At 39.5% G+C, this 22028-nt stretch carries 19 protein-coding genes and 1 pseudogene; 19 read left to right on the top strand and 1 reads right to left on the bottom strand.

Translation table 11 applies throughout. The features are described from left to right. Positions 1-18: 18 nt before the first annotated feature. Positions 19-567: a tyrosine-type DNA invertase gene (locus PSF28_RS05745; protein ID WP_014657972.1), complete on the bottom strand. Its 549-nt coding sequence runs from the start codon at positions 565-567 to the stop codon at positions 19-21. Positions 568-997: 430 nt separating this feature from the next. On the opposite strand from PSF28_RS05745, the gene PSF28_RS05750 reads away from it, so the two are divergent. From PSF28_RS05750 to PSF28_RS05840, 19 genes and pseudogenes are all read left to right on the top strand, one after another. Continuing rightward, the gene (locus PSF28_RS05750) at positions 998-1669 is read left to right on the top strand and encodes a heavy metal response regulator transcription factor (RefSeq protein ID WP_210840356.1); all 672 of its coding nucleotides are present in this window, start codon (positions 998-1000) and stop codon (positions 1667-1669) included. Next, positions 1666-3030, top strand: a complete 1365-nt coding sequence (locus tag PSF28_RS05755) for a heavy metal sensor histidine kinase (protein WP_272664490.1) — start codon at positions 1666-1668, stop codon at positions 3028-3030. The genes PSF28_RS05750 and PSF28_RS05755 overlap by 4 nt, the downstream gene beginning before the upstream one ends. Positions 3031-3115: 85 nt before the next feature. Then, the gene (gene msrP, locus PSF28_RS05760) at positions 3116-4126 is read left to right on the top strand and encodes a protein-methionine-sulfoxide reductase catalytic subunit MsrP (protein ID WP_210840358.1); all 1011 of its coding nucleotides are present in this window, start codon (positions 3116-3118) and stop codon (positions 4124-4126) included. Then, positions 4126-4734, top strand: coding sequence for a sulfite oxidase heme-binding subunit YedZ (locus PSF28_RS05765; protein WP_272684772.1), 609 nt, complete (start codon positions 4126-4128; stop codon positions 4732-4734). The genes msrP and PSF28_RS05765 overlap by 1 nt, the downstream gene beginning before the upstream one ends. 915 nt (positions 4735-5649) lie before the next feature. Further along, positions 5650-5925 (top strand): helix-turn-helix transcriptional regulator, encoded by a 276-nt coding sequence (locus PSF28_RS05770; protein WP_272684773.1) that lies wholly within the window; start codon positions 5650-5652, stop codon positions 5923-5925. Positions 5926-6123: 198 nt separating this feature from the next. Then, positions 6124-6666, top strand: coding sequence for a fimbrial protein (locus PSF28_RS05775; RefSeq protein ID WP_004907632.1), 543 nt, complete (start codon positions 6124-6126; stop codon positions 6664-6666). An 83-nt stretch (positions 6667-6749) separates the two neighbouring features. Then, positions 6750-7289 carry a fimbrial protein gene (locus tag PSF28_RS05780; RefSeq protein ID WP_210837193.1) on the top strand — a complete coding sequence of 180 codons (540 nt, stop codon included), beginning with the start codon at positions 6750-6752 and terminating at the stop codon, positions 7287-7289. Positions 7290-7363: 74 nt separating this feature from the next. Continuing rightward, positions 7364-9840: pseudogene (locus PSF28_RS05785) on the top strand (fimbria/pilus outer membrane usher protein). A gap of 41 nt (positions 9841-9881) precedes the next feature. Further along, positions 9882-10634 carry a fimbrial biogenesis chaperone gene (locus tag PSF28_RS05790; protein WP_109912784.1) on the top strand — a complete coding sequence of 251 codons (753 nt, stop codon included), beginning with the start codon at positions 9882-9884 and terminating at the stop codon, positions 10632-10634. Between the two features lie 10 nt (positions 10635-10644). After that, positions 10645-11259: a fimbrial protein gene (locus PSF28_RS05795; RefSeq protein WP_210837190.1), complete on the top strand. Its 615-nt coding sequence runs from the start codon at positions 10645-10647 to the stop codon at positions 11257-11259. Between the two features lie 2 nt (positions 11260-11261). Next, on the top strand, positions 11262-12383 hold the full coding sequence (locus tag PSF28_RS05800) for a fimbrial protein (protein ID WP_210837189.1): 1122 nt from the start codon (positions 11262-11264) through the stop codon (positions 12381-12383). An 8-nt stretch (positions 12384-12391) separates the two neighbouring features. Further along, positions 12392-12955, top strand: coding sequence for a fimbrial protein (locus tag PSF28_RS05805; RefSeq protein WP_247605332.1), 564 nt, complete (start codon positions 12392-12394; stop codon positions 12953-12955). 11 nt (positions 12956-12966) lie between these two features. Then, complete coding sequence (locus PSF28_RS05810) at positions 12967-14637, top strand: O-antigen ligase family protein (protein WP_210837187.1); 1671 nt, start codon at positions 12967-12969, stop codon at positions 14635-14637. Between the two features lie 110 nt (positions 14638-14747). Beyond that, complete coding sequence (locus PSF28_RS05815) at positions 14748-14945, top strand: DUF4762 family protein (protein ID WP_004907658.1); 198 nt, start codon at positions 14748-14750, stop codon at positions 14943-14945. 79 nt (positions 14946-15024) lie between these two features. Further along, the gene (locus PSF28_RS05820; RefSeq protein WP_247605331.1) at positions 15025-15711 is read left to right on the top strand and encodes a thiol:disulfide interchange protein DsbA/DsbL; all 687 of its coding nucleotides are present in this window, start codon (positions 15025-15027) and stop codon (positions 15709-15711) included. Further along, positions 15711-16664 (top strand): ABC transporter, encoded by a 954-nt coding sequence (locus PSF28_RS05825; protein ID WP_371031956.1) that lies wholly within the window; start codon positions 15711-15713, stop codon positions 16662-16664. Before PSF28_RS05820 ends, PSF28_RS05825 begins: the two co-directional genes overlap by 1 nt. Positions 16665-16670: 6 nt before the next feature. Next, positions 16671-18875 carry a peptidase domain-containing ABC transporter gene (locus PSF28_RS05830; protein ID WP_272684774.1) on the top strand — a complete coding sequence of 735 codons (2205 nt, stop codon included), beginning with the start codon at positions 16671-16673 and terminating at the stop codon, positions 18873-18875. Beyond that, positions 18872-20053 (top strand): efflux RND transporter periplasmic adaptor subunit, encoded by a 1182-nt coding sequence (locus PSF28_RS05835; protein WP_272684775.1) that lies wholly within the window; start codon positions 18872-18874, stop codon positions 20051-20053. The genes PSF28_RS05830 and PSF28_RS05835 overlap by 4 nt, the downstream gene beginning before the upstream one ends. Beyond that, positions 20053-22026, top strand: coding sequence for an ABC transporter permease (locus tag PSF28_RS05840; RefSeq protein WP_272684776.1), 1974 nt, complete (start codon positions 20053-20055; stop codon positions 22024-22026). The genes PSF28_RS05835 and PSF28_RS05840 overlap by 1 nt, the downstream gene beginning before the upstream one ends. The last annotated feature ends 2 nt before the right edge of the window (positions 22027-22028 follow it).

Here is a 22028-nt window from a genome sequence, read left to right on the forward strand (position 1 = left end):
TCTTTTAACGCCTTTATCTCACCATACTCCCCGAAATCTTGCTGGGTTACTTGCTGTGTATCGTACGGTATGTTGTATATTCGTGTGTCCCAAATAATCCTGAATTAGGCGCGTATCGGCGCCTCTATCCGCCAATGCATAACCACATGCATGTCGTAACATGTGGGGATGAATACCTAGGGTTAGCTCAGCTAGCTCACCAAGTCGTGAAAAAAGTTGATAAAAGCGCTGACGAGTCATGGCAGTCCCTCTTTCAGATAAAAATAACCACTGACTTTCTTTCCCTTTCCATGTATTTCTAATTTTTAGCCAAGCTTTAATGAGTGGGATCTCTTCATCAATCAGTGGGTGATTAACGGAAAAACCATTCTTTAAACGATGTACATAAAGCTCATTACTTTCTAAGTTAAGATCAGATAATTTTAGTGATAGGGCCTCGCTTGCCCTTAGACCATGTATAAAGCACATATAAATTAAGCAAGAATTACGTTCGGGATGTCGTGACAAATGACAAGCAGCTAAAAGTCGAGATATTTCCTGTTGAGTTAAATACTTACGAGTGGACATGAACGTTTCCCCATTTAGTCAAAAAAGGTCAATCATATCTAAATTAATCGGCCTAACATATTAATTTTTTTAGATAAATATAATGCTTTTATTCTATAGGTGAAATAAAAAATTATTTATTATCCGTCAGGCCAGTAATCAAAGATTAATTAACTAAAATTTTATATTTTATAAAGCAGTTTTTATTCAGCTTTATAAATGTGAGAGAAAAGAGATTATTTACTTGTAAAACAATACTTACTCGTCGATAAAAGCAGCTAATTTCCATTTTTCGTACCGAGCTATTAATCATTCTACGAGTTATTTTTAAGGAGCTAGTGTCATGTTTTCTCTGCGTATTTTATGGTTAAATTCCTACCCATATCTTTAAATTGAAAATTTCTTTAAGATGAAATGAAATTAAGTCAAATAAAGTCACTGTTAGGTTCTCATGAGAATACTATTAATTGAAGATCACCTAAAAACCCAAGGGTGGGTCAAAAATGGGTTAGAAGAAGCGGGTTTTCTTGTGGATGTAGCTGATGATGGTCGCGACGGTCTCTATTTTGCTTTAGAAAACAGTTATCAGTTGGTAATCCTCGACATCATGCTGCCCGGTATGAATGGCTGGGAGATTTTAAAAATCTTACGCACAGCTAAAAATATTCCAGTTATCTGCCTCACTGCACGGGATGCCGTTGATGACAGAATTAAAGGCTTAGAGTTGGGTGCTAATGATTATCTCGTTAAGCCGTTTTCATTTTCTGAATTATTAGCTCGGGTTAAAAACCAATTAAAAGTTAACCAGCCAGCCTCAACCACCATGGCTATTGCGGATTTAAAAATCGACTTAACTCGCCATGATGTTGAGCGTGCTGGAAAGAAAATCATCTTAACTCGGCAAGAGTTTTCCTTATTACTGTTCTTCGTTCTACATTGCGATGAAATTTTACCTAGAACCTTAATTGCTAGCGAAGTTTGGGGTATCGATTTTGAAAGTGACACGAACATTATTGATGTGGCAATCCGTCGATTGAGAAAAAAAATCGATGATGAATTTGACGTTAAACTCATTGAAACTATTCGTGGGATGGGATACCGCTTAAATAGGCCGATCGAATGAAAAAGAAGTCACTTCGTTTTAAACTTATTTCTCTGTTTATCATTCTTATGATTACTAATGCCGGGGTGGTGACATGGGTTTTGTATCATTCACTCAAAAATGAATTATCTGAACAAGATAATAACTTACTGGTTAACCGTGCGGAGCAACTTGCCAAACTCATTGCTGGTGGCATTGATATCAAAACACTTCCCATGTATTTCCAAAGCATGATGGACATGCGCCAAGATTTAATCCAAATTTCTGATGCGGCGGGGCACATATTGGTCACCACCAATCGCGAATTATTAGGTTCTCAACCTCTTCAGTTAGTCAAACTTGAACAGCTAAATATTAATGCCATCAACCATTGGCAAACCGCTCAAGGTATCCCTATTTCTGCGGTTTATTTCTCGATGAACTCCCCAAAAGGGCCGCTCCATGTGGTACTTGGTAAAGTGTCTGTCGACCGTAGTGGCGTGTTGACTCAATATCTCACCCAAAGCGTAGTGATTTCTGTCCTCTCAATTTTGTTGATGGGGCTACTCAGCTTATGGCTGCTGAAAAAAGGGTTATCCGACATTCAAGCATTGAGTCAGATAACGGTCAAAACAGATGTTCATGCGTTAAATGACCCAATTGATATTGACCAGTTACCACAGGAGTTGAAAGAGCTGGGCGAATCGATGAACACGATGCGCCAGCGGTTAAAGCATGATTTTGTCAAACTTACCCAATTTGCCGATGATTTGGCGCATGAGCTGAGAACCCCAATTAATGCAATTCGGGTGCAAAATGAAATTACCCTCCAGCGCTCGCGCAGTGTTAGCGAATATGAAGGGATGATAGTCAGTAATATTGAGGAGCTCGATAAACTGTCACAAATGATCCAAAGTACCTTATTTATTGCCCGTGCTGAAAATAAAAATATTACCTTAAATCGAGAAAACCTTTCTTTATATACGTTAGTTAACGATGTCTACGAACTCTTTTCTGCCTATGCAGAAGAAAAACAGATTGAGCTGTATAGCGAGCCCTCATCCCTGACTCTTAATGCTGACCCTGTATTACTCAGCCGAGTTTTAGTGAATATTGTCTCCAATGCGATTAAATATTCTCACCCGGACACTCGTGTCGTTACCCAAATTAATGCGCTGCCACAGCAACGGGAAATTAAAATCACTAATCAAGGGGAACTTCTACAAAACAGTGATGAAATTTTCACCCGTTTTTGGCGCGGGGATAATGCTCGAACCACAGAGGGAACAGGGCTAGGGTTGGCGATTGTGAAAGCGATAGTTGAATTACATGGCGGATCAGTGAGCTTTGAACACCATGCAGGAACCAGCACCATTACACTGAAATTTCCTACAATTAAGTAAGATGACAAATTTGTCATCTTACTGTCAGCCACTTTTACTGCGCTTTCGGTATAACTAATTTCATTTCCCTTTTGCTATGGAGCGCATGATGAAAAAGTTACCTAAAATTCCCACATCTCAAATCACGGATGAAACCCTCTTTTTTATGAAACGCCGTCAGTTACTTAAGGCATTAGGCATTGGAGCCGCAGGTTTAACCGTTGCGGCGACGGCCAATGCGGGGCTGTTTTCTTGGTTCAGTGACGATGCGCCAGCACCTCCGATGAAGCCAAGAAAACCTCTGACATTTATTCAACCTGAAGAATTTCAGCCATCATTAACCCTCACACCTGAAGATAAAGTGATTGGTTATAATAATTTTTATGAATTTGGGTTGGGGAAATCCGACCCTGCCGAGAATGCCCATACTTTAGTGACGGATGAGTGGACGGTAACGATTGATGGGGAAGTAAATCGTCCCCTAACGCTTAATCTAGATGATATAAACACTAAGTTTCCCTTAGAGGAGCGCATTTATCGTATGCGCTGTGTTGAAGCTTGGTCGATGGTCATCCCATGGGTTGGTTTTCCTTTAGCGAAATTATTGGCTTTAGTCGAACCCACTAGCAAAGCCAAATATGTGGCTTTTGAAACACGCTACGCTCCAGAACAAATGCCGGGACAAAAAAGTCGTTATATTGGTGGTGGATTATCATATCCCTATGTGGAAGGGCTACGCTTAGATGAGGCTATGAACCCGCTGACTTTGCTGGCGACAGGCGTTTATGGAAAAACATTACCCAACCAAAACGGAGCACCGATCCGGTTGGTTGTACCATGGAAATATGGCTTTAAAGGGATTAAATCGATCGTCAAAATTCGTCTTACTGAGCATATGCCTGACACTACATGGAATTTATCAGCGCCGAGCGAATATGGCTTTTTTGCCAATGTGAATCCAGATGTAAGCCACCCTCGTTGGTCACAAGCCACCGAACGTTTTATTGGTGCAGGAGGTTTAGGTCAAGTGACTCGTCAGCCAACATTGTTGTTTAATGGATATGGTGAACAAGTGGCAAGCTTGTATCAAGGAATGGACTTGCGGAGAAATTATTGATGCCCCAGGACAATAAATTCATCGTTGGATTAACCAAAGGGAGCTTTCATCTTATTGCTTTGCTCCCTTTGATATGGCTGATTTTTTTAGTCGATACTCAACAGCTTGGAGCTGACCCCGCCAAAGATATCCAACATTTTACAGGAATAGCGGCTTTACGTTTGCTTGTCGTTATTGTATTGATCCCTCTGGCTGCAAAATTATTGCGATTTACGGTATTGTTTCAAACACGAAAATTACTGGGGTTATGGTGTTTTTTCTGGTCTGTGCTGCATTTAAGTAGTTATCTATTACTGGAAATTGGTGTAAATAATTTAGCGCTATTTTTCGAAGAAATTTTTTCGCGCCTCTATTTAGTGATCGGCGCGGTAGCTTGGTTGTGTTTGTTGTTGATGGCGGTCAGTTCATTCAACCGTATACGCCTTTATTTGGGCGTATGGTGGAAAAGAATTCATATGCTGCTTTACCCAACGATTTTACTCGCATTTTGCCATTACACGTTGTCATTAAAAACCTTAACACCTGAGCCATTTATCTATTTAGCCGCCGTGGGGAGTGCATTGGTCTATCGCATGTGGAACCAGCAATCACAACGAATAAAACCTTAATAAAGGTTGGTGTGCTTAAATTGTATCCCTACTTGATATTATAAAATGCCTAATACTGCAGTTTGCCAGTATTAGGCATTTGGTGTGCATTTCAATATAGTGTAAAGAAAATTTATACTTCGTTTTATGATAATACCTTACCACCTTACTCAACTCCTTCTTACGATAACCGTTATATCGTCACTATTTGAATTGTTCTTAAACTTAGTGTGGCTTAGCAAGGCTCTCTCCTTTCTATAGATAAAAATGTTTAAAAAAATTTTCATTAGAGTTTTTTTAAAGTTTAAAATTACACATTGATATATAATTTCTAAATACTCGTTATTTGCGTAATTAATATCCTTATTTTTGGGTAGTATTGGAATTTATTATATGTGGGTGATGATTTTTGTGAGATATAATTTCGTTGATAAACTTTACAATTATTTATAATTAATTTGTTGGTGTTTGTAAATAATGAAGTTAAGATAAATCTTAAAAAAAATATTTAATAATTTACAAACTCAAAATTCGAGTAATACTACTTTTTTAAGTTGTATTTTGTGGTTGAAATTTAACCATAAAATGCATCTCATTAGTAAAAAATATGTTTTAATATTTTTAAATGTATCAAAATGTAATTTTAAAAGCGGTGGGTTGAGGTTGCATGTCTATAACATGCTGTTATTTATGTTATAAATTTTATTGTGGTTATTCTCTGTTACATTTTCCCTGTGTTAATAGAGCGATAAATGATTTTAATAGTAATCAATTTGCCCTATCGATTATACAAAATAAATAATCAGACATATAATCATCAAAAATTTTAGGACGGTATCTATGGTTCAGATTGGTGCCTATAATTAATTTTTAATATAAAGGTTAAATTAAATGACTTATTTTTCTAATGAGATAAATAAAGAAATAGGGTAGTATTTGAGGGGAATTAGAAAAGAGCAAAACTTAACAGGGGAAGATTTGGCAAAAAAATTGAATATTAGCCAGCAGCAGATATCTCGATATGAAACGGGAAAAACAAAGCTGACATTTGAAATGATGGATACAATTTTAGTAATATTCAATAAGTCATGGAGAGACCTTTTTAATCATGTAATAGATAGATACGATAATGAAAGATTACAGTATACTATAAAAAATGAAAATAATTATTTTGCTATCTTAGATAAAGACACTAAAAAAATGTGGCGTTAATTCGGCTAATAAAAAATCTAATCTGTTTGGCGAAGTGCAATCAGTAAATATAATAAATGTAGCCTGTTTATATGATAACTTTATTAAAAGTAATCATTAATTTAATTAAAAATAATGATTACTTTTATCTAAAGTTGTTATTAACAACTATTATGGCGAAACATACATTATACGAGTATTACACAGGATTAAATAATCATGAAATTGAATAAATTTGTAATGGGTGCTGTATTTGCATCAGGCTTTGCTTCGTTCGCAGCAATGGCAGCTTATACGGGTACACCTACTAACGGTACTATCGAATTTTCAGGTGAATTAGTGAATTCTGCTTGTGGTTTAAGTGAAGAATCAAGTCCTGTAAAAGTAAACTTTTATCAGATCCCTGTTTCTAATTTAAAAAATGGTGAGCGTGCAGGTAATATCAAGAAAGATATCGTTCTGCAAGGTTGTGATACTACAGTTGCACAAACTGCAACTGTAACTTACACACCATCAACTATTAACCCTAATGATAATACATTAGCGGCGTTCACTTCAGGTACTGCAAGTGGTGCTGGTATTGGTTTAAGAGACAATGGAAATAAAGATGTTGTTTGGGGACAAGCTTCTACTGCAGTTAATTTAACTGAAGGTAAAACTGCTATTCCATTCGTTGCTTATTTAAAATCTGATAATGCATCTAATGCAGTGACTCCAGGTAGCTTTGATTCAACTATCAATTTCAAAATTGATTACCAATAATTTGTAATTGGTTTTATATCAATATGCGGAGTATTTAATACTCCGCATTAATAAAATCTACCAATAACTAAATGGTATTGTTCATGATAATTCGGGTTGCAAAAATAGCATTAGGATCTAGTTTGTTATGGCCTCTATTAAGTTGGGGAATGACTGGTAATAACATCCCTGGTGATATTGTAATGCAAGGTGAATTAATAGAAGCCTCATGCACGATTGATCCTGAAAGCCGAGAACTTTGGGTTAGTTTTGGTGAAATCAGTGCCCGAGAAATCACCCCTGAAGTCAATATGTTGGTGAGTAAGAATTTTGCTATAAAGCTTGTTGGATGTACGTTGCCTTCTAATGACAAAGGTAGTGCATCGCGCGCGCAAATAACTATGATGGGAACCTCTGTTAATGATGATCAACTTTTACAAGTGAGTGGTGATTCAGAAGGATTTGGAATTCAATTTAGGGACTCTCACGGTGAAATACTTAAACTTAATAGAAGAATGCCGGATTACACATTATTAGAAGGGCACAATAAATTAGATTTTACTGCAATTTTAGTTGCTTATCAAAAGCATATTAAGGCAGGTGATTTCGCAGGAGTTCTACGATTTAGAATGGATTATTTCTAAAACTAATAATAATTACATATAAAAGAGAATTGAGCTAAATCTCTAGCCAAATGAGTGAATACTGAGTAACTAAAATGATTATTTTAAATGGAAATATAAATAATATAAAAAAACTATTTGCAATATATATTGCAGTGCTTTGCTATTCACCAAATATGTCTGCAAATGACCTTGTTGAGTTTAATGTTGACGTATTAGATGTTGGTGATCGTAACAATATTGATTTAACTCGATTCTCTAAAGATAACTTCGTATTTCCTGGGACTTATTTATTGGATGTCTATATTAATGGACAATCATTGTCACAGCAGAAGGTCACTTATATTACCGATCCTCAAGATAGTGAAAAATCATTAGTCTGTTTTACCCCTAAGCAAATTGAAATGTTAGCGCTCAAAGAAGATGCGTTAAAAAAAATCCAAACCATATCCCCTGAATGTTCAAATATTTTACCTATTTCAGGTGTTAAAATTAATAATCATGAAGGCAAGCTGGATATCACTATTCCACAGGCATGGATGAAATATTCCGATCCTAGCTGGGTGCCGCCTGAGCGTTGGGATTCGGGGGTTTCAGGTCTTATATTTGATTATAACCTGACCGGGTCAGTTTCTCGTTCTTTGACGACACATACAAATAAGCACTCATTGTCAGCATATGGTCAGACGGGTTTTAACTTGGGTCGTGGCGCTTTAGAGCTGATTATCAAGCTAATTATAATGAGCGTGGTGATAGAAAATTCGATTGGAACCAGTTTTATGCATATCGTCCTCTGATCCACATGGCGGCCAAGCTGACACTGGGTGAAATTTATTTAAATTCTCAGGTTTTTGACACGATTCGCTTCACTGGCTTTAACCTTGCCAGTGATGAACGTATGTTACCGCCAAATCTGCGAGGATATGCACCACAGATTAATGGTATTGCGAAAAGCAATTCAAAAATTGTTGTGACTCAAGCTGGGCGTGTCGTTTATGAAACGACGGTACCTGCAGGGCCATTCAGTATTCAGGATTTGCAAAGTTCAATTCGTGGAACCTTGGATGTCAAAGTTGAAGGGGATGACGGCGAGGTATCGACTTTTCAAGTTGATACAGCAAATATTCCTTATTTAACGCGCCCGGGCTATGTGCGTTATAACGCTTCGGTCGGTAAACCATCACGATTTAATCACAAACCAGAGGGGCCAATGTTTGCCACGGGAGATTTCTCTTGGGGGCTGAGCAATAACTGGTCACTCATTGGTGGTCTACTTTTTGCGGGTAGGGATTATACCGCTATATCTGCTGGATTAGGGCGTGATTTATCTGTATTTGGGGCACTTTCTGCCGATGTCACACAATCCATTAGCCGAATGCCAGGTGATAACACGCAAACGGGTTCTTCCTATCGCCTGAGTTATTCAAAATCATTTGATGAACTTAACAGTACGATTTCTTTTGCGGGTTACCGCTTCTCGCAGGATAAGTTTAGAACACTGTCGCAATATTTAGATGAGCGTGAAAACAAATATCTGGGTATTGGTCGTCAAAAAGAGATGTATACCGTGACAGGGAATAAAACTTTTTGGGCTGATGATCCTGATTGGAGAACGACAGTATTCTTAACGTATACCCATCAGACCTTTTGGGACCAGACATCTCAAGATAGATATGGCTTATCTGTGGGTAGAACATTTCGTTTAATGGGCATCAATGGTGTTTCAACCAATATTGCGGCCTACCGTTCTGACTATCGAGGTCGACGTGACGATAGCATTTCACTTTCGGTTTCAGTACCTGTTGGCGATAGCCGTTGGGCAGGGTATGACTTGCAAAATAGTGGCAGTAAGACCAGCCACATGCTGTCTTACAGTGACAATAGGGACATGAATAACTTATGGCGAGTTAGAGCCGGCCGAAGCAGCGATGATCGCGTACGGTTTGATGGATATTATCAAAAACGGACGCAACTTGCTGAAGTTAATACTAATGTCAGCTATCAAGAAAGACAAACGGCATCGATCAACGGGACATTGCGCGGTGGTTTCACTGCTACCAAGCATGGAGCTGCGTTACATAACAGTACCGGTACAACGGATACAGCAAGAATTATGGTCGATACCAACGGTGTTGGTGGCGTGCCGTTTAACCATGAAAAAACGCGAACTAACTGGGCCGGTATTTCTGTTGTGCCTGATATTGTCAGCTATTACAGCTTCGACACGCGTATTGATGTCGATAAATTAAAAAATAACGTTGATACCAATAAGGCGATAGCAACATCGACCTTAACAGAAGGCGCAATCGGTTATCAGCGGTTTGATGTTGCAGAAGGTGAAAAGCTCATCGCGACTATTCGTTATAACGATACGGTACCTCCCTTTGGTGCTGATGTGACAAACGCTGATGGCATTAATATTGCCATGCTAATGGAAAATGGATTGGCGTATTTGATGGCAGTAAATCCTAAAGAAACATTAACGGTATCTTGGGGCGGAAAAGCGCAATGTAAAATTCAACTGCCTGAAAAAATTAATTCGGGTATGTCAGTTTTGCTGCCTTGCCAATAATGTAATGACAGTTTGAAAAAGTATTCTATAAGGTAGAGAAAATGGCGATTCGTATAAATAAATGGGTAGGTGGTTTGCTAGTTATGATGGTTGGCGTGGGGCAATCATATGCGGGTATTTCACTGGATAGAACACGACTGATTATTACCGGCGATGAAAATTCTGCGAGTGCTAATTTATCAAACACCAGCTCAAGTATTCCTTTTCTTGCTCAGTCATGGGTTGAAGATGCCAATGGGAAAAAAATTACATCGCCATTAGTTGTATTGCCACCATTACAGCGCATTAATGGTGGGCAAAAAGGGGTTGCCCGTGTTTCAAAAACAGCCGAGATAGATAAGTTACCCCAAGACCGAGAAAGCCTGTTTTATTTAAATGTGCGCGAAGTTCCGCCAAAACCCGATAAACCGAATGTTTTACAGTTAGCGATGCAATCGCGCATTAAATTGTTTTATCGGCCGACAGCCATTATTCCTGAGTCTAAAAGTGCAGTTTGGCAAGACCAAGTCATATTTTATAAACAGGGAAATAATTGGCGCGCTGAAAACCCAACTCCTTATTTTGTGACCATTATTAGCCTTAATAATAAACCGGTGGCAGAAGGTGGAAAAAAACTAACTGATTTTCCAGGGGTGATGATTGCACCTAAATCGCATCTCGATATTAAGGTCAATAGTTCAGGCGAGAGTTTCACCATGATGTATGTGAATGATTATGGTGGCCATCCAGAACTTAAATACAGTTGTAGCGGAAATACGTGTAAAGCGTTACCACCAGAGCAACAGATTCGCTAGGAGTATTGATATGAACATTAGGTGCTTAGGGATCGTATTATTGGGGCTAGGAAGTTTCTCCGCGGTTGCAGAAATTGCGGATGAAAAATTGTCTCGCCAAACATTGCTAGACGTACATAGTTCTGTGCATTTTACAGGGAGCGTGTATGCATCGCCTTGTGTTCTTGAATTAGAAACACAAGAGCAGTATGTCGATTTAGGTGAAATCAATGCCAGAGAATTTCATCGCATTGGCGATAGAAGTACTCCTGTTGCATTTAATATTCGCCTCAAAGATTGCCAACGCGGAGCATCCAAGTCATTTGTGAATTCTGCTGGAGAAGCAACTCAAAATGCGCAGCGTTATTACTTGACGGGAGAAAGCGCTGTTTCACTGAGCATTGCGGGAGATACGGATTTTTTTAACCCTGATCTAGTGCGAGTTACAGGTGATATTCGAGGTGCCGGATTGCGTATTTCCAGTAAAGAACATCAAAACCTAATGGTCAACCAGCCAACAAGTTCATGGGTGATCAAACCTGGCGATAATAACCTCACACTTAATGCATCATTGGAATCTACAGCACGGTCTGTTTCGGCGGGAACCTTTAGCGGATTAGTTAGGCTAAAACTGGAGTATTTATAACCATGTTTGTCTACAACAATAAAAAACTAAAAGATATCACTATTGCTGTTGGTCTGTTTACCGTCGGGGCGTTGCCGTTATCTGCTTTAGGCGCTCCCCACGGTTCTGCTATACCGGATGGGGGAACTTATACATTCGAAGCAAGAATGAATAATCAATTGCTCGTTAATGAGAAGGATGCAGAAACAGTATTCAATTTTGATGTGGGTAATTGGCCTTATTTTGATATTTATTGCCAGAGCTATATGAAGCCGGGGGGCGTTGGGAATTCAGATCCAGATTCAGGGATGACATTTGATTTAATGTCAACCATTCCTACATCAATGCAAAACCCAGGATACCTGAACCTCAATGAATATTTTGATGTAAAAGTTGAAATTCAAATCGGGGGAAAGGTTGGCCAGAAAGTTGCTGTCCCAGTAAAGGATATGTGGAATGGGGGTTCTGACCCAATAGAGTGTACACCACCGAGAGTTAATAGCCGCGATTATGGTGTCGAGCTACGGACGGGATCGAGTGGAACGATCACGTTTAGGCTGAAAAAACCGATTATTAATGGCATTACCATCAACCAAGCGGAACTGGTACAGGTTTTTGCTAAAAAAGGCAGCCCAGCGAATGGCAGTACAGCTTATGCACCAATTCCATCAACGCGAGTCGTTCTAGGGGCAGGAATTATCACGGTTGCTGATGAGTGTACGATTAATGAAGGCAACCCAATAGATATTAATTTTCTTGATGTGGCAAACACGAGTGAACAGTTGAATGGCACTAATTATGCTCAGCCCTTTAAGATCCCAGTTAAATGTACCGGAGGCAGTTTTACGACAGGTGATTTAAATATCAAGCTGTCATTGTTGCCGGGAGCGTCAGGTAGCGCGGATTTTAACCCTGATTATTTCGGTACGTTAAAAAACGGTGTGAAACGCACAAATCTTGGCATTGTGGTGACTGATAATTTGACCGGAACCTTGGTAAGACCTAACCAAGCTTATCAGGTGCCTAATTTTATTAATAACCAAGGCACCTGGAACTTAACGGCTGCGCCAATAGCTGCGCCTGGTAGTAGCGTGGAAGAAGGTGAATTTACAAGTACCGGAACAATTCTTGCTGAATTCCAATGAGGCCGATCATGCGAAATAATAATCAGATAAAGCGTAATAAATATTTATTGTCGATTGGCTTATATTTATTAGTCTCAGGGTCGGTGAGTGCAAGTGTGATCCCGAGTAATATGGGAAGCTATTCATTCAGAGGCATGGTTGTTGCTACACCATGTCAGATAGCACCTGGAAGTGAGAAGGTCCCTGTTGATTTTCAACAAATCTCGGTTAAAGATCTTTATAAAGAAGGCAAGTCGAAACCTTTAATTTTCTCAATCCATTTAACGAATTGTAATACGACCATATTTAAATCGGTGACAGTGACTTTTAATGGAATTGAAAATAAAAACCTTCCTGACCATCTTGCGATTAGTGACCAAAGTGAGGCTAGTGGAATCGGTATTGGGTTATTAAACTTAAATGAAACACCCATAGAATTGAATACGCCATCATTAGCGCAAAATTTGGCAAAAAATGATACGGAAATTCAATTTAAGGCTTATGTCGAGGCTGAGCCAGAAGCGAGAATTAACGAAACGATTATCTATGGGAATTTTTATAGTACTGCATACTATACATTAAATTATCAATAACGAATGAAAACATGACGTTTGCAATTAAAATTAAAGATAATAAAAAAGAAAGTTATCCATGGGTGCTTTTAGGTTTTGTCGTTATATTTTTTGGCATTATATTGCATATTTATCTGCCGAATATGGGCGGAACAGGTTTGTCATTGCCATTCAATATAATTAGTGGTTTTTTTATTGCGTTTTTTATTGTGATGATTAGTATTACACAAATTAAAAATTTAAACTTATACTATTCTAAGTCGAGTAATTATATTACGATTGGATTAGTCTTATTATTAGGTTTGTGTTTTTTTGCGCCAGAAAATTACCAGTTTAATGCGTACTTGACTGCGTATTGGTTATTGGGGGCGTTATTTTTTTATCAAGCTTTATTGCAAATAAATATTTCAGAAACTGTATTGAAAATAATTGTTTGCAGTGTATTATTTGCTGCTATTATTGAGAGTCTATATTCAATAGCACAGGTTTTTAATTTTTTTCCGATATCAGGGGATAGGCCATATGGTGTATTCCAACAAGTTAATGTTCTTTCTAGTTTTATTTGTGTTGGTATTGCCAGTGCAATAGGCATGTTTATTTTAATGAGAACTGTCACACGGTATGCGTTTGCCATTATCATTGTGAGTCTCATTTTAATGAGCATGGTATTGCCATTGTCCCAATCATTAACTGGATATTTAAATTTATTATTAATTGTTATTGTTTTTTATTTTTTCGCAACGTATCATCGTCAATATATTGTTTACTCTTTAATAGCGATTGTTATCGGTCTTATTATTGGTTATGGAATAAAAGTTAGTTTTAATATTTCTGACTTTTCTGACAGTAAATTACAAACATCACATATTAGATGGGTGCTATGGCAACATAGTTTATATCTATTTAGCGAAAATATGTTATTTGGCTCTGGGGTTGGTAGTTTTGAATCTGTATTTTTAGAGCGTTTTGGTGGTGGTTTGCTAGGAACCAGTGAAAAGGTTATTTCACATCCACACAATGAGGTATTGCGTTGGATGGTTGAAGGTGGGTTAGTTGGTTTTGCGGCAATATTGTTAGTTATTATTGGTGGTGTGCATCTACTTTATTCTTCATTAAAAAATAAAAATAACAATTATGTTTTTTTAGTTATTGCGTTACCAATTGTTTTTCATATGATGACAGAGTTTCCATTGTGGCTATCAATACCTCATGGGGTGGTATTGATATTGTTAATGCGTTGTGCCGATGTTCCAACTAAAAAATATTCATTGAATAAGTTTGTAGGGTATTTTTCGAAAACAATTATTGCGTTAGGTGGTTTATTATCCATGGGGTTGCTGTATTTTACTTTGCAAACACAGCAATATTTAACGTATATCGAAAAAACAGGGCAGCAGTATCTTCTTTCGATGAATGAGCCTGATTATAGTGAATGGAAATACTACTTAATCGATGATCGTTACAAATTGGATCTCAATATGGGGTATTTATTACGCTATAACGAGACGCAAGACCCTTATTATTTGAATTTATTTTCATCTTGGGCAGAAAACTATTCACGTTCTTGCTCAGATCTTAATGTTTATTTTTCTTGGATCCTTGTTTTAAATGAATTAGGTGAGAAAGAGAAAGCAAAAAGCGTCAAAGAAAAAGCGATTTTTTTATTTGATAATAATGAGAAATTAGAAGGATTGAATTTTTAATTATTCATGCGGTAATTTGTATATTAATTAAAAATCTAAAGGATTTATTGGTGTTAATTATCAATAAATAGGGCGTTTTATTAATTTAAATCTATATTAAAGGAAATAACATGAAAAAGTTAAATGCTATCGAAGCTGCTGCTGTAGTTGGTGGAACAAAACAAGTTTGTACTAATTCTTACGAGAGCATCACTGTTGGTGGTGTTAAATCTTGCCAATTAGTGACCACTTGTACTGATAAGCACGGTAATAAAACATACAAAGCAAAAGCTGTTGGTGCATCAAACTGTGATGTAACAGCTCCATAGTATTAAATTTGATTTTTATTAATTGATACATGGGGAGTTATCCCCATGTATTTTTCGTACCTGAATGGAATTAACTGTTATGAATACTCGTTTTAAACCAATAACTATTACACTTTATACTCTATTTGTTATTATCGCTTCTTCACTCATGACGGTTTTGTTCTATCATATTTTTGTTTTTAATACTTTTTCAAATGATGATGCACAAAGCTCTTCTTTTATTGAATTTAATAGTGAACAAGTTCTATTGAGTCCAATAAAAGAAAATAACAGCATCATAGAAGTCCTTTCTTATGGTTGCCATTATTGTGCCGTAAATCATGATAATGTCAGTCAATTCGAAAAAACACTCCCTGAGAACGTCAACTTTAAAGTCGTGCATTTAGCCATGGATAATAATCTGGGGCTTGCTGCCTATGCGCCTATTTTTGCGACATTGGAAGAGATGGGGGTGGAATCTCAATACCGTCAGGATCTTTATACCGCAGTTATCAATGATAAGCTTGATTTAGCTAATAAAGATGTCTTAAACCAATGGTTAAAACAGCACAATGTTGATTCAACCCAATATCTAAAAACCAGTGAAAGCCAAGCGGTTCAAGAACGTCTGAAAAACATGCTTGAAATTAGCAAGTTTTATCAAATTACTGGAACACCTGCATTTATTATCAATAAACGCTATGTCGTCTATCAAGACCGTGATTTTGCAGACTTTACTGCTTATATGCTTGAATTATTAGACAAAAGCAATAAGGAGTTACGGTGATCCGGTTTTGCATTGTCTGGACGGTATTTACAGCGAAAAACTGTTTGATGCCGTTTAAAAAAGGATATCAAAAACTTAATCATAGTGGACTTACCTTTTTACGGTTGTTACTGCGCCGGGGCTATATCACATCGGTATTATTTGTCTCCAATTTATTATGTCGCGTAGGCTTATTAGGTCGTCAATATCGTAATCGGAATAAAGTCGCCACGGAAAACTTTCGTAGTTTAATGGAAACGAAAGGGCATATTGATATGAGCTGGATAGCTGTTCGACGCTTCATTTTGGAAGAAGCTGCAACATGGGGACAAAACCAAAAAATCATGGCGCAAGTTCGAGTTTGTACCCTTGAACTTGATAGCATCGTTGCGCCCTTGCACCAACAAAATAAACCCGTTGTGCTTGCTCCATTGCATATGGTTTCTGATGTTTTAGCCACCATGGTTGGTGCAGGGGTGACCCCAGGCAATGCGACGGTGGTGGTTTCGTCGAGTGCAGAACAGCAAAAGTATAACGCTTCGGCACGTGAGTTAGGCCAGGTGAATTTATCATATTGCTCTATTCATCAGGGAAATAAAGTATTAGCTAGCCAGTTAATGACTGCGATGACAGAAACGGCGACAGGGCAAAAGAATATAATTGTTTTTCCTGATATCACCCCTGATTACACGGTTCAAACAGAGGAAGGGGCGTCGAGCAAATTATCGTGCCATTTATTCAACCGTGCAGCAAAGCTGCACAATGGTGTCGTGCGTTTATCCAGTGCGATTTCGGCACAGGTGGTTTTTTATCATCTGTACTACCAAAACGGTTTAAAAATCAAGGTTTATCCGCCTGTTGCAGCAAAAGATGTTGCAACTCAAATGCCCGCCATCATTGAAAATGCGGTTCGTCATTATCCCAATGATTGGCTTTTATGGCATAGCCATTCACTTTATTTTATTAGCCATTAAATAATAATGAAAAATATTATTCCAAATTTTGTTTCTCAAGAAGAAACCAATGAATGTGGCTTAGCATGTATTGCGATGTTAGCACAAACTCAAGGTCTCAATGTTTCTCTTGAAACGCTGCGAGAGGTGTATCCAGCATCGGATCATGGAACTTCTTTGATTGACCTTTCGTCCATTTTAGCTAATTACGGTGTTGCGACGACACCGGTGCTATTTGAGCACCAAGAGCTCAATAGCTTACCACTTCCCGCTATTTTACATTACGGAGCAAGCCATTTTGTGCTGCTTGCTTATCGCAAAGGAAATAACGTGTGCGTGATGAACCCTGCAATTGGGCAGCAGTGGTTACCTTTCTCTGCATTAAAAGCGGAAATTAGCGGCTATGCATTAATTTTAGAACCAGATACCGCGCTGGAAAAAATTGAATCATTAGCACCAGAAGACAGAAATGATGGGACTACAGGGAAAAAAGCCCCTCATGCAATGAGCCTGAAAGAAACCTCAGAAATTCGCGGTGTTTATTGGTTGATGATATTCGCTTTTTTGGTTTCGTTAACACTATTTTTAATGCCAGCAATGGTGAGCAATGCGATCAACCAAGCCTTTTCTGACGCTAAAAATGCCATTTTTCCTTACGGCTGGTTCATTGTTGCCTTTGTGGTTGCAACACTATTAGCACTCGGAGTGAGAATACTAAGCGAGCGTTTCGTAAAACACTTTGTGTTGATTAAAAGCGGGGTTGGTTTTTCACGTTTATTAAGTAATCCATTGCGCTTTTTTGAAAAACGCGCACCTGGGGATGTTTTTAGCCGTTTTGTCGCTTGGCAGGGGGCCTTAACTGAAAAAATTGAGCTGGATAACGGGCTACGAACAGATTGGGTTATTTGTGCGATAGCATTAGGTACCATGTTTTGGATTGCGCCCGTATTAGCGGCTATTTCAGCTGCGGGTGTCACTGTGATGGGCTTAATTAGTGTATGGGCGATAATTCGTGATCGGTGGTATACCCAACAGTTACAGTTAAAATCAGCAGAATTAAATGACTTTTTTATGGAGACGCTGCAAGGCATTCTGACCATAAAAACAGCAGGGATTGAAAATCAGCGTAAGGCGCAATTTGCATGGTTAAGCCGTGAATTGTTTACCTGTATGCAGCGCAGAAATGTGTATCAACAAATTAAAGATGGCATCTATCAATTAACCGGTAGTTTGGAGATGGTCATTTTTATGTTAGTGGTTTTACCCATGGTGGCCAATGAGCTAATTTCTTTGGGGGATTTCTTTGCTTATAGTTTCTTGCGTCAAATTTTCACTAATTATGTGACGCGTATTTTTTATGCGATTATCCATAAGTCGCAACTGCATATTATTGATACACGCGCCCATTCTTTATTCCCTAAGAAAAGTGAGCAGGACACCGCGCCATTCCATGAAAAACACGCCGCAGCGCTAGGAAAAGCACCTCACTTATCATTCAACGGGATTCATTTCAGTTATGACCCTGCGAAACCGATTTTAAATAATGTGTCATTAGACTTACCTTCAGGCACGCAGGTTGCCATTGTTGGGGAGTCAGGGGCAGGAAAAAGCACGTTATTACGGACAATTGCGGGTTTATTCAGCCCACAGCAAGGAATATGCGAGTCCAACGGTGAGGCCGTCAGTGTGCAGCAGCTTACGCAATTGGTTTGCTTGCAAAGCCAAGAAGATATTTTATTTAATGCGACCGTCTTAGATAACATCACGCTATTTGACCCTAACTTCCGCGAAAAAGATAAAAAAAGAGTCGAAGTGCTGCTTGATAAATTGGCACTCGGTGCAGTGATTAATCAATTACCTGGTGGGGTTAATGCGTTGATAAGAGAAAGCCATGCGGCGCTGTCGCTTGGGCAACGTCAACGTTTGTTATTGGCTCGTTCGTTATACAGTGCCCGTCCTATTTTGTTATTGGATGAGCCCACTGCCAATTTGGATGAAGAAACGGCGAAAATAGTCATGGCGACCATTCAGTCACATTGCCAGAAAACGGGTAAAACATTGATTGTTGTCACTCACAGTGAAGAGCTGGCGGCTAATTTCGATGCACTTTACCGAATCGTAGATGGGAAATTAAGTCTTGAGAACAGCCCCAATAAAGCCCCTTGTGTGACAGCAGGCACGCCTCAATCTGAACCTTCTTTGTTAGCGGCAATGGAAGGAACTTCCTTATGACCTCTCGCCACGTAGCACCAAAATTGGGTTTAACGACTCAACGATTACGCACTTTAGGTGGGTTGGTAGCACTACTTGTGCTTATCGTGGTGATCGGCCGTTTTGTTTGGCAATCACCCGCCCCAGTTTTGCATGAAAACGTAATTTTATCGGTGGAACGTGGCGATATTGAAAAAGTTGTCATGGTAACGGGGACATTAAAGCCCTCAATGCAAGTTAACGTAGGGGCTCAGGTTAACGGGCAAATCAGAAAACTGTATGTAAAACAAGGCGATAAAGTGGTTAAAGGGGAATTATTGGCAGAAATCGACCCGACTATCCAGCAGTCTGAGCTCAAAAACGCCACCGCCCGGTTATCCAGTGCTCAGGCGCAAAAACGGGCTGCGGAAGCGACGTTAATACAGTACATCAAAGCCTATCGGCGTCAGGTGGTGATGCAACGAGATGGCTCTGGTATTCGCAGTGAATATGAACAAGCGCAAGCCCAATATGAGGCGCAATTACAGCAGGTTAATGTCAATGAGGCGTTAATTACGCAATCAGAAATGGACGTGCAAACTGCACAAGCTAACCTCAATTTTACACGGATCATCGCGCCGATTAGTGGCGAAGTACTGGGTATTGTGGCGAACGAAGGGCAAACTATTGTTTCTTCACAGACAGCACCGACCATTTTAGTGCTGGCGAACCTAGATAAAATGCAGGTTCAGACACGGATTTCGGAAGCGGATATTCAAAAAATTCGCCCAGGCCAACCCCTCACATTCTATGTGATTGCGGATCCTGAAACGCACTACGAAAGTACCATGGGGTATGTTCAACCCATTCCTCCCGAAGCCCTTGATGAAAATAACAATAATTCTGGGGGGCAACAGAACAGTGCAATTTATTACAACGGAACATTTGAGGTTGATAACACCGATCGTGCATTAAAGACATCAATGACAGCGCAAGTATTTATTCGTGTTGCACAAGCAAAAGATGCCATACGACTCCCCGTTAGTGCGCTGGGGCGAGTGGTGGGTGCAAACCAATATGAAGTGACCGTGATCAACAATCAAAAACCGGAAATTCGCACTATCAAAGTGGGGATTAATGATCGCCATTTCGTCGAAGTACTTGAGGGGATTAGCGAGGGTGAACACGTTGTTATTCAATCAGATAATGTGGCGAGTTAATGATGGCGACGACACGAAATGTATCTTTAACCCGTCCTCTGATTGAACTTCATCATGTTTACCGTGAGTTTTCAGCCGGTACGCAAACTATTCCTGTTTTGAATGATATTTCGCTATCAATTAACCAAGGAGAAATGGTCGCGATTATTGGCGCATCAGGTTCAGGTAAATCGACTCTGATGAACATCATTGGTTGTTTAGATAAACCTTCTCAAGGAGAAGTGTTTATCAATGGGATTGCGATTCATGAGGTGAACAGTGACCAGCTGGCGGAATTGCGTAGCCAATATCTTGGATTTATTTTTCAACGTTATCACCTGATGCCCTACCTGACTGCAGAGGAAAATATTGCTATCCCAGCGTTGTATACGGCAATGCCAGAAGATGAGCGGAGCGCTCGAGTTGCTTTATTAGCAGAAAAGTTAGGGTTACAAACACGCTTGGATCACAAACCTTATCAGCTATCTGGTGGGCAACAGCAGCGTGTTAGTGTCTGTCGCGCCTTGGTCAATGGTGCACAAATCATTCTTGCGGATGAACCTACAGGGGCGTTAGATAGCGCCAGTGGTCACGCATTGATGGATATTTTACATCAGCTTCATCTCGATGGGCACACTGTTGTGATTGTGACCCATGACAAAAATATCGCTCAGCAAACTCAGCGAATTATTGAAATCAGTGATGGAAAAATTGTTTCTGATAAGCAGAACCAAGCGCAGACAGCCACAAAACAGCGGCACCAGCTTCCTGCTGTTGAAGATAATGGCCGTGCATCGGTGTGGCGCAATATTATTGAGTCCATTCGTATGGCATGGCGGGCCTTACTCGGTCATCGCATGCGTGCATTTTTGTCGATGTTGGGAATTATCATTGGTATTTCTTCGGTGGTGTCATCAATGGCCGTGGGGGAAGGTGCAAGGCGCTCCATCATGGATGAAATCGGGAAGCTCGGCAGCACGACTCTGGAAATTCGCCCCGGTACTGGGTGGGGGGCAAAGCGGCCTGATATGGAGCGTGCGTTATCGTTAAATGATGTTAAAAGTTTAAAGCAACTGCCATGGATTGAGTCTGTTTCCCCCGTCGCGAGTAGTATGACGATGGTCGTTAATAAAGGTTTGGATAACTCCATCATGCTTAATGGTGTTTCAGAAGAGTATTTTGCGGCACAAGGGTTTCAGCTTTTACATGGCAGTTTATTCAGTACGCTCGATATGGCTGACAGCGAGCCCGTTATTGTATTGGATGAAGGAAGCCGAGAAGTACTTTTTCAGCCAGAAGAAGAACCGTTAGGGCAAATTGTGCAGATTGGCCATTCACCATGGCGAATTATTGGTATTGCCCGTAAACCGGGGCCCAAAATGTCGAGCGGCTTTGTTATGGGGTGGGTACCATACTCATCGTTGCAGCAACGTGTGGTCGGGGACAAACCCATTGAGTTTATTTCATTGCGCTTCCCTGAAAGCTTAACCTCTCAACAAGCTGAATTACAGGTTGAGCGTTTGTTACTACGCGAACATGGTAAAAAGGACTTTTTTATTCAGTCGGATGACCAGCTCGCCAATGCATTACAAAAAACATCCGATTCGATGTCATTACTGATCACTTCGATTGCCGCGATTTCTTTATTGGTTGGGGGTGTTGGGGTGATGAATATCATGTTGGTTTCTGTAACGGAACGAACTCATGAAATCGGGATCCGCCTTTCCGTTGGTGCGCGTCCTCAAGATATTATGAACCAATTTCTGATAGAAGCCGTGATGATTTGCTCGCTCGGCGGGTTAATTGGTATTGTCGGTTCATGGTTAACGGGGTGGGTTTTCTCTTATTTGACCACTGAATTTACGATGGTGTTTACTCTGTTCCCTGTTTTATTAGCGTGCGGTTTCTCTGCTTTAATTGGTTTGGTTTTTGGTTATTTTCCTGCTCGCCGAGCTGCCAAACTCAACCCAACGGAGGCATTGGCACGCGAATGAAT

The sequence above is a fragment of the Providencia sp. PROV130 genome (assembly GCF_028482225.1).
Lineage (GTDB): Bacteria > Pseudomonadota > Gammaproteobacteria > Enterobacterales > Enterobacteriaceae > Providencia > Providencia rettgeri.